The sequence below is a fragment of the Cryobacterium lactosi genome (genome assembly GCF_004403945.1).
GTDB classification, from domain to species: Bacteria; Actinomycetota; Actinomycetes; order Actinomycetales; family Microbacteriaceae; genus Cryobacterium; species Cryobacterium lactosi.
Map to the genome: position 1 here is coordinate 34,878 of NZ_SOHM01000049.1, position 15,817 is coordinate 50,694.

Below are 15,817 nucleotides of genomic sequence, written 5' to 3' on the forward strand. Positions count from 1 at the left end.
CTAGAGTGCGCGGCCATCGTCCCGGGTGCGCTGATCCTCGGGTCGCTGCGTCGCTTGGTCGCCTCGGGTCACTTGCCGTGCCGTGACGGTGAGGCCGGCGGCCCGCTGCGCCTCGCGCTGTCTGTCGGCTGTGGCCCGGTTCGCCGCTCGCATCGCCTCGAGCGCGGTAGAGGGCTTCTGCCGGCCAGCGTCTGTGGTGTTCGACTGGGTGCTCGGGGTCTGCGCCTGGTGCTGCGCCGCCACGCGGGCAGCGAGCTCCGCACCCACAGCACGCTCCCGGTATGCCGCGGGTATGGCGTCGGCTTGGGCAGGGTCGACCCGGTAGCGGTCGCGGAACACGGCGACCTCGGCAGCGAGCCGCACCCATTCTTCGCGCGGCGCCCCTTCGGCCGGGACGTCGCCGAGCTGCTGCGCCCAGGTAGGCCGTTCGGCGACGATGGAGGTTCCGCGTTCTTCGAACCGTACGGCCAGGTACTCGTAGCGTTCGGCGAGATGTTCACGCCAGGCGGGGTCCGTGCCGGGGGAGTCGAGCGTACGCCGGTCCGCGATCCACGCCGGGACGGACGGTCGGTTAGGTTTCGAGGCCTGGTCGATGGCGCGGGTCGTTTCGAGGCGTCGTTCCATCCGGTAGGACAGAACGGCACCGACATCGTCGGCCGTTCCGCGTTCTCGTTCGTTCCACGATTCCCGCAGCACGATGGCTGCGTCGAGGCCCTGTGTTTCGGCGCGGGTCAGGGCGGCGTTGACAGCGACCCAGCTTTCGGAGCTGGTGAGGCTGGTGGCCTCTGCGCCCGGGAGGGTGCGATGTACGAGTTGGTCGAATCGGACCGTGTTTGCGCGCTCGGCGACGTCGCCGTACTGGTCGATGAGAGTAACCAGGTCATCGACCCGGGCTTGTTCGGCGCGGATGGTTTCGGTCGCGGAGAGCAAGCCGGCACTGTGGCGGGCGATGCTCTCCAGAACGTCACTCACAGGCTGGGCATCCTCAGTCTCGACGTACAGGTGATTCGTTTCCTTGCCACGGGTCAGCCCGACGTAGACAAGTTCCCGCGACGTCGACGCGTCCGCCAGGACGTGGGCAGTGTCGGCGGTCAGGCCCTGCGCGCGGTGGATGGTGGATGCGTAGCCCAGCTCAACGCTTCGCTGCACGTACTCGGCCGGCAACGTAATGCGCCCGCCATGCCCGGCGTGGATGACGGTAAGTGCTCCGTCGCCGTGCACCTTTCGAACTGTCCAGACGTCGCCGTTCTTGACCCGGTCCGTGCCGCGGCCGGTGCGGAGGGTGGCATCGTTCAGCCGGGTGACGATCCGGTCGCCCTGGTACGCGGCCAGACCGTCGCGTAGCTGCGAGAACGTCCGCCCGGCAACTTGGCCGGCACCCATCCGGTACGCCTGCGCCCTCGTGTTGAGGTCGGTGACGGTCACGTTCTGCTGAGCCAGCATGACCGTATCCTTGCCGGCTTCGTCGTCGTGCTGCCAGGCCGCGAACACGTTGTCGCTCATCCGGTCGATGCTGCCGCCGGTGACGCGGTCGTTGTCGACATACCACCGGAACGGGTCACCGACCGTGGCCGGGTCGCGCAACTGGCGGGATGCTTCTGCTTCAGCCTGAGAGGCGAACCGGTGGATCTGCTCGAGTTGGACCGAGCCAACTTCACGTTCCAGCAGGCGCAGCGCCCCACCGGATTCGACGGCGGCGAGCTGCCGATCGTCACCAATCAGGCGCACGTGGGCGCCGTGACGTTCAGCGATGCTGGTGACCTTCGCCAGGTTGACCGTGCCGGCCATGCCCGCCTCGTCGACCACGACGATATCGCCCGGCCGCAGCTTCAACTCGTTTGGGTGACGGCTGTCAGGTGTGGCGTCGCCGTGGGTTTCGTAGGCGCCGACGAACGAGTGGATCGTCGCCGCCGGCACACCCACAGCGTCACGGAACACGGTGGCTGCAGTCGCGGACGGGGCCAACCCGATCAGCCGGCCACCGGCGTGCTCGGTAGCGCGGGCAGCCAACGCCAGCGCGGTTGTCTTACCCGCACCTGCAGGACCAGTCCCAACGACCAGCAGCGTGCCCGACGTCGTGAACTCCCGAGCGAGGGCCCGCTGGCCGGCGTCAAGTGGGCCGCTGTGCGCAGCGGCGGTCCGGTCGAACTCGGCCAGGGTCACCGGTGCGATTGACCGGGTTCGGGCAGCCGCAAGCAGGGTGTCTTCGGCGGCCAGTAGCCCGGTGGAGGTGAAGAGCATGCGGCCCTTGTGCTCGTAAATGCTCACCCCGTCCCGACGGGTCAGCGGCTGGAACGCACCGTGCGGGGCCGGCGGGGTGACCGCGATCGAGTCCGTCTCCAACGCTCGCCGAGTGATCTGCTCCACGGTGCCGGCGGGCACGGAGCCGTGGCTGGTTTCGTTCTGGACCCAGCGGCGGGCTTCGGCTTCGATCATGTGCGGACCCCAGACCGCGTGGTGCTCCGACACCGTCGCGACGACCTCGCGAGCAGCACGGTCGAGGTCGACCAGGCACGGCCCGGTCCTCGCCTCCTCCGTGGCACGTGCTGCGGCACGGGCGTCCGGCAGGAGGTTTCGGATGGTGGCTGCGCCGACGCGTTCAGTGCCCTTCGCCGCCCACTCAGTGCGCAGTGCAGCGAGGGACCGGGCGTGGAGCTTTTGCGGGCGGGTGTCGAGGGTGGCCTGCTGGGCGAGCTTGATGCGTGCGGTCGCGTCGGGGGAACGGCCGTGGCTGGCCCGGTAGTCCTTCTCGAGCTGACCAACAGCCTTCTTGATATCCGCAGACCGGGTCGAGAACTGCGACGTGAGGCGCTCGTCGATACCCGCGATCTCGACCACGGGACGCTTGCCCGGGGTAACTTCACGCAACTCCGTGGCCAGGCCCAGGGTGCCGGTGACCTCATCCATGACGCGTTGATTGTAGAACTCAGAAGCGGCAACACCCTGACGATGGAGAAGCTTGGAATCAAGCGTCCGCCACTTGCCATCGACGCCCCTGACCTTGTTCGCGACGACCAAGTGATCGTGCAGCTGCGGGTCGCCGTTGCGGGAATCGTAATGGCGGAACAGGGTTGCGATAAGACCGCCCTCGACGTCGATCTGTGCGACGCCGTTCGCGCCGGCGCGGGTGGCGACAGCCTCCCGCTCGAGGTACTTCACCGTGTCAGCGATAGCGACAGCCTGCGCGGCCTCGATCGCCTTCCGGGTGGGCTCGTCACCCAGCCCCCAGAGCACAGACACGCTCTTCGCAGGGGAGAAGACCAGGTCGAATCCGGCGACGGCTTGCTGCGTCGGCCGGGTCGCCGCAGTGATGAATCGGCCGAGCTCTTCCTTGTCCGCGGCTGGACGTCCCTTGGCCTCGCGGAACGCCAGGGCGCCCTCGCGGGCCCGGATCACGCGCCGCTCGGCGACGTTAGGTTCACGTCGTTCCGCTTTCTCGAACGCGGCGCAACCGGCGTCGATCTTGTCCTTCAAGTCTGTGCCGCCGGTGCTATAGCCGTAGTACGACCGCCCCAGCTTGGCCTCCGCGATAGCCCCGGTCGCTGTCTTCCCCTGCGCCTGAGCGGCGGCGATGATCCGTTCGGCGTCCGGGTGCAACCCTTCACCGTAGAGCGCCTTCATCTGCTCCTCGGTGACCGTCCCGGACACACCCAACGCGGCCAGCCCGCCACCGACCCAAACACCAGGAGGGTTGCCATCCTCGGTGTAGTAATCACCCAGCTCACGGCCATTCTCGCGCTTCACGTCACCGGTCACGGTCTCGCTCGTGTAGTACACATACCCGTCTCCCGCGGAGAGGATATGCATGGTCATCACACGCTCACTTTACCTCGTTGATTACTAATGCCAGAGGTGTGACAGATTGATTGACGAAGAATGAGGAATGAAAGTGGCCAGGCTCGAAGAGACTGCGGCTGTGCTTTGAGACCGCTGGGAGTGCACGGAGCCGACGAGGAACGAGGAGAGCACAGTAAACGCGGTCGAAAAGCAACGGCCGGGCACTCTGCGGTTGGTGACCTCATTTTGTGTCTTAGCTACTCCCTACCGGGCGGCTTTTGCGGCCGCGGGCCTTGCCTGCATAATGGAAAACTGACCAACTGAGGGGGACCCCATCGCCGAAGCACGCAAGTCCTCAAAACTGACCGCCGCCCGGCAGCTCGCCCGCGAGAAGTCCGCGCAGTTCCGTGAGCGCGAGGACAAACTAGAATCTCTGGCCGTCGATTACTTCACCTACCTCGAGCAGATCGAAGAAGTGAACGCGCTGGCGGAGAAGGAAATCGTGCGTATCCGTGCGCAGTCCGAGAAGAACACCGCCGACCGGCGGGCCAGTGCGGCCCGAACCATTGGCGAGATGCTGACCGCTGGTGCGTCCCGCACCGAAGTTGCGGGGCGTCTCGGCATCGCCACACGCGACGTCAAGCGAGCCGCGCCAGTCCTCGCAAATCCTGTGGGCACTGTTCCGGCCGGCAGCGGGCTCGGTGACGGGTCGGACCAGGCGCGGGTGTGACCCGACCGGGCAGGTATGCTCCGACTAATGTCTGACAACTCACTTGCACCTGATGACTATCGGCTCGTCCTCGAGGAACTCAAAATTCGTGTCCGCGCCGCCCGCCGGCGGGCACAACGCCGCGTCAACACAGACCTGCTCGAGCTGTACTGGAACATCGGCAACACCCTTTCCCTCCGCCAGGCACATGGCGGCTGGGGCACCGGCGTGCTCAATCAACTAGCTGACGACCTGCGAGCCGAATTCAAAGGAATGAAGGGTTTCTCGCGCTCCAACCTGAAGTACATGCGGGCATTCGCGCAAGCCTGGAACGACCAGCGCCCAATTGGCCAACAAGCTGTTGGCCAATTGCCCTGGGGCCACGTCACCGTCCTCCTCGACAAACTCGATGCGCACGAAGACCGCGAATGGTACGCAGCTGCGGCAGCCGAACACGGCTGGTCTCGCAACGTGCTGATGAACCAGATCATGAATCAGACCCGCGCGCGGATCGGCTCCTCACCCTCGAACTTCAGCACCCAACTCGCACCAGCAGACTCCGACCTGGCCCACCAACTCGCTAAAGACCCCTACGTCTTCGACTTCCTCGACCTCACCGCAGATGTCGCCGAACGTGAACTCGAACAAGCGCTCATGGACCGCATCGTCGACACCCTCCGCGAACTCGGCGCCGGATTCGCCTTCGTCGGCCGACAAGTCCACTTCGACGTCGACGGCGACGACTTCTACCTCGACCTCCTGTTCTTCCACGTCGAACAACTGCGATACGTCGTCATCGAACTCAAGACAGGAAAGTTCCTCCCCGAACACGCCGGGCAGCTCGGGTTCTACGTCGCCCTGGTCGACGACCGACTCCGCCGCAGCGCTCACGCACCAACAGTCGGGATCCTGATCTGCGGCAGCCGCAACGAACACACCGTGAGGTACTCCCTGGGCAGCGCCACCTCGCCGATGGCCGTTTCGACGTACTCCTACGACACCCTCCCCGCCGCCGAACGCAATGCCCTTCCCGCCGCTGAACAGCTCGCGGCCGCCCTAGACTGGGTTCCCGACGAGCCCTGAGGACGTCAACCGCGGACACTCAATCCAGACATGGAGAAGGCTGTTCCAAGCCTCAACGCGTAGGGCCGAAAGTCTGAGTCGCACCGCTCATCCAAGGCCTCAGATTTGAGACTGAGACGGTCTGTGCCGCTTGGGGAATGAGGGGGAATGGGCTATGGCGGATCACGACCGTACTCTTGGCTCATGAGTATCGAGAATCGTTTCGGCCTCGCTGACTCGAGCGGGCCGCTGCTAACCGTGATTCAGGCCACCGGGGTAGCGATACCGCCTGGTTGTTTAGCGCCATCGCCCTGGTCGCGGTTGCGAACGGCGCGTTGCTGACCACTGGCGACGTAAAGCGAGTCGCACTAATCCCCTCAAAACCTGCGGGCACTGTTTCGGCTGGCGGGGACCCAGTGACGGGTCAAACCAGGCTCGGAAGTGACCCCACAGGGCAGGTATGCTCCGACTAATGTCTGACAACTCACTTGCACCTGATGGCTACCGGCTCGTCCTCGAGGAGCTCAAGACCAGCGCCCGCGGCGCCCGCCTGCGCACCCAACGCCGCGTCAATACAGACCTATTAGAGCTGTACTGGAACATCGGCAACGCCCTTTCCCTTGCCAAGCACAAGGCGGCTGGGCACAGGCGTGCTTGACCAACTAGCTGACGACCTGCGAGCCGAATTCCAAGGAATGAAAGGCTTTTCGCGCTTCAACCTCAAGTACATGCCAGCGTTCGCGCAGGCAGGTTACCGGCGTGAAACATGAGAGGTAGGAAGTGTCCCGCAACGGATACAAGAATGCTCCCTCTTGGAGACGTAACGCGAGTTATGGAACGACCAGAAGCGCACCGACCGGAGACGCCGGCGGCGTGGGTCCCGGTCGTGACGTCTCCGGTCGCTGCGGTGAGTTGGAACCCTTCTTGGTCGGCTCTGTCGCGTAGCGAGAGACCAATCCGACTTCGATACGCCTCTCATCCGCGGCGCAGCGCTAGACTCCTTGCTGATTTCGCTGATCGAGCGCCCCCGGGTGAATGATCAAGATTCGATGATCCGGCGAGGTGTAGAGATTTGCCCTACGATCGGCGAATGACTGCCTCTTCATGTGGTGTCCGTAGGGTAGTCCACCATTCGAGGCCAGTCGCCGAAACCCGTCGCGAGCCGGACCAGGTACGCTCAGCGCCAACGCGCAAAGGGGAGTTGCCCTTGATCCTTGATGAAAGATAGCCATGTTAAATGTCGCCATTGTTGATGACGATGCGAGCGCTGTAGAACTGCTGCGTGCCTCGCTTAGCACCTACTCGGCCCGTACGGGCGAGAATTTTGAGATCACCGCCTTTCCCGAGGCAACTCGATTTCTTGATGGGTACCGTGCGCGCTTCGATATCGTTTTTATGGACATCGAAATGCCGACAATGGACGGAATGACTGCGGCAGCGCACCTGCGGGCGGTAGATGCTCAGGTCGCGCTGATCTTTGTGACGAACATAGTTCAGCTGGCCGCGAAGGGCTACGAAGTCGATGCACTTGACTACATAATCAAGCCTTTCGCCTATCCGGATTTTGAACGCAAGTTGCGGCGCGCTGTTCGTGCCTGCCAGCACTTCACAGGGGCACTTGTAGTTGCACAGCAAGGGGGGACACGTAGGGTGCTCCTCCGAGATATTCAATTTATCGAGGTGCGCGGTCATAGTCTCTTGCTGCATACCGAGGACGGCATAATCCATGGGTCGGGCACACTGCAGGACACCGAACGAAAGCTCTCGGGGGAGGGGTTTCTTCGTTGCTCTAAAGCCTATTTGGTCAATCAAAAGCACGTAACCGTCGTCAAAGGAATGATCCTGACCATGAGCAGTGGCGAGCGACTGAGTATCGGCCGCAGCTACCGAAAGACGTTCATGAGCGAACTCGCGGAGTTCTTAGGCGAGGCTTATGTTATCTGAGCTGGATTGGAGTTTCGCTGGCTTCTTCGAGGCTAACGGTCTGATCTTCGAGCTACTGATTTCCGTCGCGATGCTCACTTTGGGGCTCACCCGTCGTGATCGCTTTGAGAAGCGGGTCACCGTCAGCAGTTTGACACTGGTGGCTATGTCATCTGTATGGGGCGGGTTGGTCCCCGACGGCATGTGGGCGAATATGGCGCGGTTTCTGCTGCTGATTGCGTGCTCGGGGTTCGCAATCATGATGTGCTGGCGTGTCACGGCGCGCCAAGCGATGTTCTACCTAGCTGCTGCGGCAATGATGCAACACTTCGCCTTTCGCGGGGCAAGTATCGTAACCGTGCTGGTCGAGTACGCTGCCCCAAACGTCACGTGGTCTGCAATGGTGGTGTATCCCCTTGCGCTGCTACCGTTTTTCGTGGTCGGCTATCTGCTGTTCGCACGCCCCATAAATCGCCACAGCACAGAGGAAATGCGCAGCGGTTCCGTCCTCATGTTGCTCATCGCGATGCTCGCCAGCGTGAACGTCTTCACTCATCTCTTCGATGAATTCGGCACGGAGCACTCGATCAGCCTGGCCGCCGTCTACTTCCCCCTGGACCTTGTCACTTGCGCGTTCCTGCTCGCCCTGACCACAGCGATCGTGCAGCGACAATCCGCAGAGCACGATTCTGAGATCCTTCGGCACCTGCTGCATCAGCAGAAGACGCAGATGGAAGGCTCAAAGGAAACCATCGATCTCATCAACCTCAAGACGCATGACCTGAAGAAACAGATCGGGAGGCTCGGCGACCGCATTCCGCAGGACGAGATCGATGAACTACGCGCACTGGTCAGCATCTACGACGCGGCCGCCCGCACTGGGAACGAAACTTTGGACGTCTTGCTGGCGGAGAAACTCCTGCTCTGCGAGCTTCGCGGCATCCATTTCGACCGCATCGTGGACGGCGGACTGCTGGGTTTCATGCGACCCGGAGACGTCTATTCACTTTTCGGGAATGCGTTGGATAACGCGATGGAAGCGGTTGCTAACGTTGCTGACCCCGCTCACCGCTATATCGCTCTGCGTGTCCGCCAGCGCAAGGGGCTCATCGCCGTCCAGGTTGAGAACGCATACCTAGGGGAGCGTAGCTTCAAGAACGGACTTCCCGTCACGACGAAGAGCGACACACGGTATCACGGCTTCGGGATGCGGTCTGTGCGAATGATCACAGATAAGTACGGTGGCACGATGGCCGTGACCGCCAAAGATGGAGTGTTCACGCTCACCCTCCTGCTGCCCGTCGCCGAGAGCCAGAACACACCGATGACGAATACCGTCTGAGCTCGACCAGACACAGATAGTCGTTCGATGCGTAAAAACGACCTGTCATGATCCCGCAGCCGAGAATCCTCCGGCTCCTGCATATCGTGAAGCGATAAGAACGCCGATCATCGGCGCTATCCGACCGCGGGCGTCGATGTTGCCCGAGGAATTTCGGCATCGTTAAGGAGAACAAAGATGTTCCGGACCGTGAACAAATGGCGTGGTTTCGTAGCCATAGGGGTGATCCTCGTAATGCTCGCTTCAGTGACGGGGCAAGTGCTGGAGACGTACCGCTCTGCTGTTGACCAGTTCTTCGGCACTCGCAGTCAGATCACCGAATCAGACAAACTGGCAAACGACAAGGACTCCTGGATCTACGAGTCCGAGTTCAAGAGCGCTGAGCAGGCTTACGAGGGTCTAAGCGCGTTCGCGCAGGAGGAAGCGAACGAAACGTTCTCCTTGCTTAAGAACGAAAGTGGCGTGCTCCCACTTGCAGAAAAATCAAAGATCACAATGCTGGGGGTTCGTAGCTACGCCCCGATCTACGGCAGCTCGGGTGGGAGCATCACCGATGGATTCTCCGTCGTAAAAATCTCCGACGCGTTCGCGGAAAAGGGCTTGAAGCTCAACCCATCCATGCTGACTACATACGAGTCGTACTTCGCCGACAAAAAGTGGGTGGAATCTCGATACGGCTCGGGAATCACGCCCGAGTACGCCGAGATCACGGCATACGATGACCCGCATGAGTTCTCTCTAGACGATCTTTCGGCGCTCAACCCGGATTACCGCGCGGATTTTGAAGAGTATTCGGATGCGGCGATCGTCGTAGTTGGGCGGTCCGCAGGCGAAAACGGTCAGGGCTATGTCGCCGGCGACGGAGGTCTCGCAGACGGCGTCAGCACGACCACCGGCAACATTCTCTCCCTCTCAGTCGAAGAGCGTGAGATTGTGGAAGAGGCAAAAGCCAACTTCGACAAAGTTGTTGTCTTGGTGAACTCGGTGAACCCTATGGAGATCGCAGAGCTCCAGGATGACCCCGAGATCGATTCGATCCTGTGGATCGGCTTCCCCGGCGCCTACGGGTTTTACAGCGTCGCGGACGTTCTGACTGGTGCAGTTGCGCCGTCGGCGCATCTCGGCGACGCGATGGCCAAGAACACAGCTCTTGCTCCCGCTATGGCGAATTATGGCGACATTCCGTGGGCCAATGCGAGCGACTTCGCAGAAGAGGACAGCGTCAACTCGTACCTGATCCAGGCCGAGGGAATCTATACCGGATATCGCTACTACGAGACGCGCTATGCGGACATCGTGATGGGCAACGGTGGCACGGAGGCATCAGCCGGAACTTATGCGAACGCCGATGGGACCGTCGCAGAAACCGACGGCACCTGGAACTACTCGAACGAGATGGTCTATCCCTTTGGATATGGTCTGAGCTACACCGAGTTCGAGCAATCCCTCGACGAGGTGAACGTGCAGGGCGACAAGCGCTCCGCGACGGCCACAGTAACGGTCACCAACACCGGCGACGTGGCCGCGAAGGACGTGGTGCAAGTGTATGGAGCGGCCCCCTACACGGACTACGACATCGAGAACGGCGTTGAGAAGTCAGCGATCCAGCTTCTGGACTTCGAGAAGACAACGACCCTCGAACCGGGCGAATCTCAAACCATAAAGATCAATCTCGACCTGAACAATCTCGCCAGCTATGACTCTAAGTCGGCGGCTACCTACATCGTCGACCCGGGGCAATACATCATCTCAATCGGAGATGATGCGCACGAAGCGCTCAACAATAAGCTCGCGGCTCAGGGCTACTCGACTGCCGACGGCATGACCGCTGACGGTGACGAAGCGAAGGCTTACAGCTGGACGTGGGACGGCGAGGTTGATGCCGACACTTTCTCTGTGAGCTCAACAGGCGTAGAGATCACGAACAGCCTGAGCGAGGGCGATTCGGCGATGGACTACAACTCCTTTGAGCCTGGTGCCGTGACCTACCTGACGCGCAGCGACTGGAATGGCACGTTCCCCGAGACCTACGCCGCAATCGAGGCCAACGAGGCGGTCTCGCGTGTACTTCGCAACGACATCATCCCGCTGAAGACGAATGAAGACACGTCAGACATCATCTTCAATGACACCACCAGCGATCTCGAGCTCAACGACCTGAAGGGCGCGAGCTTCGATGATCCGCGCTGGGACGAGCTCCTGAACAAGCTGGACGTGCAGGAGTTTCTCGACCACGCAGCGAACGCGTTCCACAACGTGGACGCAATCGAATCGGTCGGGCTGCTACAGACGGGTTTTGACGATGGACCCGGTGGCTCCGACTCCCATTATCTGAAGGAGGGGCAATACCAGGGCGACCCCTGGGAAGACGCCGACGAGTACGACACCGGCATGCGTGTTGCGCCATCAGCCGTCAACCTCGCTTACGCCTGGAACAAAGAGCTGTCCTATCGCTACGGGGAGTTGATTCTCGGCGAGAGCACACTGTCTCTCAACTTGCCAGTCATGGGGGGTCCGGGCATGAATCTACACCGCCACGCGTATAACTCTCGCGGGGTGGAGTACTACTCCGAAGACCCGATCCTCTCGGGCTTTATCGGTTCTGCCGTCGTTCAGGGTGCTCAGTCGAAGGGCACGCTAGTCAACATCAAGCACGTCGCTTTCAACGATCAGGAGATCAACCGGAAGGGCGTCGCGGTGTTCATGTCTGAGCAGAAAGCGCGCGAGCTCGAATTGCGCAACGTACAGCAGGCGGTGGAGGCGAAGGGTAAGCCGGCGTCTTTCGTCGCCGACCCTGAAAGGGACGGTACCTACCTCGATAAGGCACGTGGCATCATGACTTCGTACAACCGCATTGGAGCCATTGCAGCCAGCGCTAACACGGGCGTTATGGTCGATATTCTCCGAAACGAATGGGGCTTTCTGGGCTACAACGTTACGGACTTCACCGGTGTCACTCCGTTGGCGGCTCCCAAAGAATCGTTGCTGGCCGGAACAACCGCGTTTTGTGGCTTCAAAGTCGAGGGCATTGACTACTGGACTGCCGACGCGATCGCAGGAGATCGAGATCTGCTGCTGGCGGTGAAAGATGCCGCGCATAACACGCTATATGCCTTGGCGAATTCCGCCGCAATGAACGGTGTCAACTCGACGACACGCACCGTTGATGTCATGACGGGGTGGCGTGTGGCGTATGGGTCCACGATCGGTCTAGGCGTACTCATTCTGCTGATCGGTGCCGGCGGCTACACGGTGACGGCAGTGCGCTCGTCCCGAGGGATGAAGGGAGCAAACTGAAATGTCAAAACTGACTCGAGGCACCGCACTTGGTACTCTGATCGCTCTGATCGCAGGCGGACTCATTTTCTACATCGTCACCTCTACGACCGGGTATCTGGTCGGGAGCGTCATCGATCCTCTGCCGATCGTGCTCACGGCGATTGCGATTCTGTTGCTCGGTGCCGAAATATGGCTAGGCGGACGCATCCGACCGTTTCTCCGTGACCTAGCGCTCATCGCGTCGATCGCGTTGCTCGCGTTGAGTTTCGCAACCTTCTTGCTCGCGCGTGTTCCGCTGGCGGGAGATGTGTACTTCATCCCGGTTAACTACCCCGAGGCGGAAGCGGTAACCCTCCACCTGTCCTTCGTCGGTCTCGGGTTATACGCGGTTGCCATCGTCGTGCTCACCGTGGCCGCGTTCAGCGCAAAAAGGACCTCCCGACTGCCGCAGCCAATCGTTGTGAACTGACGTCCGCAGGCAAATAAAACCTGCTGTGCCCGCTGCCCGATCACTCGGGCAGCGGGCACAGCAGCCAGAGCAAAAGAAGGATCCATGAAAGCGATCGACTTCAACAGCGGATGGAGCTGGCGTCACTTCCCCGCAGCCCCGACGGATGAGGTGGAACCCTTGACCTCTGTCGTGCTCCCGCACGACGCGATGCTTAGCGAGCCCCGCTCTCCTGAGGCCAGCGGCGGACAGAACACTGGTTGGTTTGCTGGCCGAGACTACGAGTACGTGAAGAGCTTCTATGCTGACACCGACTTCGAAGACAAGGTAGCAATACTCCAATTCGAGGGAGTCTATAGAAAAGCTGAAGTTTGGGTCAATGGGCAGCAAGTCGCGTATCGCCCCAATGGGTACACCGATTTCCTCGTCGACATCACTTCTGCGTTGCGGATCGGACAAGCCAACGAAATCGTCGTAATCGCGCGGAACGCAGATCAACCGAATAGCCGTTGGTACTCAGGAGCAGGCATCTACCGTCCCGTCACGATGTGGCTTGGAGAGCGGCAACACATACTTCTGGGGGGCATCGTCGTTCGCACGGTGTCCATCGATCCCCCGACCGTTGATGTAATCGTTAGATCTTCTGGTGGCGGTGCGGTGACAATCAACATCACCGACGAGACGAGCGGAACTTCGTTGCATCGGGAGTCCGGTATGAGCGACGGCGAAACGCGGTTTCGTGTGGAACTGCCCACTGCGTCACTATGGAACCCCGGCTCACCTGCGCTCTATAGGTGCGCCGCTGAGCTGGCTGTCGATGGTCGCACCGACCAAGCCGATTCCACCTTCGGGATACGCACCCTCGAGTGGAACGAACGAGGGTTTCTCGTCAATGGAGAGCGCATAATTCTGCAGGGTGCATGCGTCCATCACGACAACGGAATCCTCGGCGCGCGCGCCTACGCCGATGCCGAGGAGCGAAAGGTACGCCTGCTCCAAGAAAACGGCTATAACGCCATCCGGAGCGCGCACAATCCTTGTTCCGATGCACTTCTGGACGCTTGTGACCGCTTAGGAATTCTCGTCGTCGATGAATATATCGACCATTGGTATACACACAAAACCCGCTTCGATCTCGCCGAGACGTTTGACGAGTGGTGGGAGCAGGACCTCAAAGACATGGTGAGGAAGGATCGTAACCACCCGAGCGTGATCATGTATTCGATCGGCAACGAAGTGGGTGAGACGGCAGAGGCCCGCGGAATCGACCTGGCCGATCAAATGACCCGGTTTTTGCACGCGCTGGACGATAGCCGGCCCGTTACATGTGGCGTCAACATCTTCTTCAACTATCTCTCCTCGATTGGTCTCGGAGTGTACTCAGACCAGAAATCAAATCGGACGCCGAAGAAGGAAAAGCCCGTCGGCAGTGAGTTTTTCAACAATATGGCTGGGCTGCTCGGTGCGAACTTCATGAAATGGGGCGCGACCCTGCGTGGAAGCGACCTGAAGACGCGGGACGCTTTTGCTCGACTCGACATCGCCGGATATAACTACGGCATCCGACGCTATGAGCGTGATCTGAAAAAGTACCCCAATCGGCTTATCCTCGGCACCGAGACATTTTGTGCCGACGCCTTCCATTTCCGCGAGCTCGCTAAAGCTCATCCCCGACTGATAGGTGACTTCGTCTGGTCAGGTATCGACTACCTGGGCGAAACCGGTATCGGTGCATGGGAGTACCGCGACTACGCGCCGGAATTCAGTGGGTTCGGATGGCTAACTGCGGGTTCGGGGCGCCTCGACATCACCGGCAAGGCGCTCGGTGAGGCGCTCTATACTCGGGTCGCCTTGGAACAGCATGCTGGGCCACTTATCGCAGTCCGTCCGGTGAACTACACCGGACAGAAACACTCTCCCTCGGCGTGGAAAATGAGCAATGCGATCGAATCGTGGAGCTGGAACGGATGTGAGGGTCGTCGCGCGCAAGTCGAGGTATACGCACGAGCCCACAGGGTCGAACTTCATCTCAATGGGCGCCGTGTTGCTAGCGCGAGATTGAGGGACGATTGCATCGCACGTCTGGAATGCAACTGGGAACCAGGCATTCTCGAGGCGATTGCTTACGACAGTTCCGGCCGCGAAACTGGTCGTCACGAGTTGCGCAGCGCGGGCGAGGAGACCGAGCTGAGGGTAGAGCCTGAACAGGCGACCGTAACGCGGGGCGGTCTGAGTTTCATTCGGGTGCGGTACACGGACGCGCAGGGCACCGGTAAACCGCAGGAACGCGGGACACTGCAGGTTAAAGTGACGGGTGGCACTCTACTGGGTCTTGGCAGTGGCGCGCCCTACAACAGGGTCGGCTATGCGGGCGAACTAACGGACACGTACTACGGCGAGGCGCTCGCGGTGGTGCAAGCCGCCGATCCCGGTGCGAAGGAGATCGCCGTTGAGGTCGAGGACGGGACCCTCCGCTCGCGAGCACTCATTTCGGTGATGGAAGCGCAGGATCCGATCGTCATGGACTCGATGTGAGCGTCGTACGATTCCGATCCACTGTCATGTCTTGGTGGGCCCGCCTGGGGCAACGGCACGTGCTCCTCAGGCAATTTGCACTCTTCTATGCTTTCTCATTATTCGTCACCGTCTTGCAATACCTGCTGCTGACTTTTCTCCCCGGGTTGATATACCGCCACACTGACTGGTCGACAATTCCGGCTCAGTACATTCAACTCCAGCTTGGACCAGTGAACACTTATGTCTTCGACTACCCCGTCACTGGTGACGAGACCGGAGGTATCGGCTACTTCGTCGCCGTGGCTGTCACACTCTTGGTGGCTCAGTGCGTTAACTTCCCCATGCAACGCAACATCGTTTTCAAGTCGAAGGGCAACATCTGGTACCAAGTGTTTTGGTATGTAGTCGCGTTCGTGATCATCACACTTGTTTGCAGCTTTCTGATGGGTCTATACGTACCTTGGTGCAAGGCGAACTTTTCACCGCAGGTATACAACATTCTCATCACGGTGATCAACGGGGGAGTTCAGATGGTCATCTACTTTCCGATCTACAAGATTATCTTTCCATCGTCTCCCCGCGTCCCGGCGTCGACGAGCACATGATGACGACGCAGGTCTTTGGCCGGCCGCTGAAGACCCCGCGCGACCGACCGCCGGTGCTCGGACCGACGATCAGGTAAGAGCGATGCAATACACCCACGGTGGTTTTGCTTCCGCAATGGGGCGGTTACTGGTCATCCGTCATGCCCGCGAAACGG

General features: G+C 60.7%; 10 protein-coding genes. 9 read left to right on the forward strand and 1 reads right to left on the reverse strand.

Annotated elements, in window-relative coordinates:
* The gene (mobF, locus tag E3T61_RS21020) at positions 1 to 3,813 is read right to left on the reverse strand and encodes a MobF family relaxase (RefSeq protein ID WP_241992737.1); all 3,813 of its coding nucleotides are present in this window, start codon (positions 3,811 to 3,813) and stop codon (positions 1 to 3) included.
* Positions 3,814 to 4,252: 439 nt separating this feature from the next.
* Here mobF and E3T61_RS21025 point away from each other — a divergent pair, with 439 nt between their 5' ends.
* The 9 genes from E3T61_RS21025 to E3T61_RS21065 all read left to right on the forward strand — a co-directional run bounded on the left by E3T61_RS21025 (position 4,253) and on the right by E3T61_RS21065 (position 15,662).
* A complete protein-coding gene (locus tag E3T61_RS21025; RefSeq protein ID WP_134642781.1) occupies positions 4,253 to 4,507 on the forward strand; it encodes a hypothetical protein in 255 nt (84 codons plus the stop codon).
* A 27-nt stretch (positions 4,508 to 4,534) separates the two neighbouring features.
* On the forward strand, positions 4,535 to 5,569 hold the full coding sequence (locus tag E3T61_RS21030) for a PDDEXK nuclease domain-containing protein (RefSeq protein WP_134642782.1): 1,035 nt from the start codon (positions 4,535 to 4,537) through the stop codon (positions 5,567 to 5,569).
* A gap of 451 nt (positions 5,570 to 6,020) precedes the next feature.
* Positions 6,021 to 6,206 (forward strand): DUF1016 domain-containing protein, encoded by a 186-nt coding sequence (locus tag E3T61_RS22035; protein ID WP_166793351.1) that lies wholly within the window; start codon positions 6,021 to 6,023, stop codon positions 6,204 to 6,206.
* Between the two features lie 572 nt (positions 6,207 to 6,778).
* Positions 6,779 to 7,492 carry a LytR/AlgR family response regulator transcription factor gene (locus E3T61_RS21040; protein ID WP_134642784.1) on the forward strand — a complete coding sequence of 238 codons (714 nt, stop codon included), beginning with the start codon at positions 6,779 to 6,781 and terminating at the stop codon, positions 7,490 to 7,492.
* Positions 7,482 to 8,813 (forward strand): ATP-binding protein, encoded by a 1,332-nt coding sequence (locus tag E3T61_RS21045; protein WP_134642785.1) that lies wholly within the window; start codon positions 7,482 to 7,484, stop codon positions 8,811 to 8,813. Before E3T61_RS21040 ends, E3T61_RS21045 begins: the two co-directional genes overlap by 11 nt.
* Before the next feature lie 177 nt (positions 8,814 to 8,990).
* Positions 8,991 to 12,110, forward strand: coding sequence for a glycoside hydrolase family 3 protein (locus E3T61_RS21050; protein ID WP_134642786.1), 3,120 nt, complete (start codon positions 8,991 to 8,993; stop codon positions 12,108 to 12,110).
* Position 12,111: 1 nt separating this feature from the next.
* Positions 12,112 to 12,561 (forward strand): sodium:proton antiporter, encoded by a 450-nt coding sequence (locus E3T61_RS21055; RefSeq protein WP_134642787.1) that lies wholly within the window; start codon positions 12,112 to 12,114, stop codon positions 12,559 to 12,561.
* An 84-nt stretch (positions 12,562 to 12,645) separates the two neighbouring features.
* Complete coding sequence (locus E3T61_RS21060) at positions 12,646 to 15,075, forward strand: glycoside hydrolase family 2 TIM barrel-domain containing protein (RefSeq protein ID WP_134642788.1); 2,430 nt, start codon at positions 12,646 to 12,648, stop codon at positions 15,073 to 15,075.
* A gap of 26 nt (positions 15,076 to 15,101) precedes the next feature.
* Positions 15,102 to 15,662, forward strand: a complete 561-nt coding sequence (locus tag E3T61_RS21065; protein WP_134642789.1) for a hypothetical protein — start codon at positions 15,102 to 15,104, stop codon at positions 15,660 to 15,662.
* Positions 15,663 to 15,817: the final 155 nt, after the last annotated feature.

What these genes read in the sequence shown, in the direction of transcription:
- E3T61_RS21055 (WP_134642787.1), top strand. Translation starts at nt 12,112, where the DNA reads ATGTCAAAACTGACTCGAGGCACCGCACTTGGTACTCTGATCGCTCTG.
- E3T61_RS21065 (WP_134642789.1), top strand. Translation starts at nt 15,102, where the DNA reads ATGTCTTGGTGGGCCCGCCTGGGGCAACGGCACGTGCTCCTCAGGCAA.
- E3T61_RS21050 (WP_134642786.1), top strand. Translation starts at nt 8,991, where the DNA reads ATGTTCCGGACCGTGAACAAATGGCGTGGTTTCGTAGCCATAGGGGTG.
- E3T61_RS21040 (WP_134642784.1), top strand. Translation starts at nt 6,779, where the DNA reads ATGTTAAATGTCGCCATTGTTGATGACGATGCGAGCGCTGTAGAACTG.
- E3T61_RS22035 (WP_166793351.1), top strand. Translation starts at nt 6,021, where the DNA reads ATGTCTGACAACTCACTTGCACCTGATGGCTACCGGCTCGTCCTCGAG.
- E3T61_RS21045 (WP_134642785.1), top strand. Translation starts at nt 7,482, where the DNA reads ATGTTATCTGAGCTGGATTGGAGTTTCGCTGGCTTCTTCGAGGCTAAC.
- E3T61_RS21030 (WP_134642782.1), top strand. Translation starts at nt 4,535, where the DNA reads ATGTCTGACAACTCACTTGCACCTGATGACTATCGGCTCGTCCTCGAG.
- E3T61_RS21060 (WP_134642788.1), top strand. Translation starts at nt 12,646, where the DNA reads ATGAAAGCGATCGACTTCAACAGCGGATGGAGCTGGCGTCACTTCCCC.
- mobF (WP_241992737.1), bottom strand. Translation starts at nt 3,813, where the DNA reads ATGACCATGCATATCCTCTCCGCGGGAGACGGGTATGTGTACTACACG.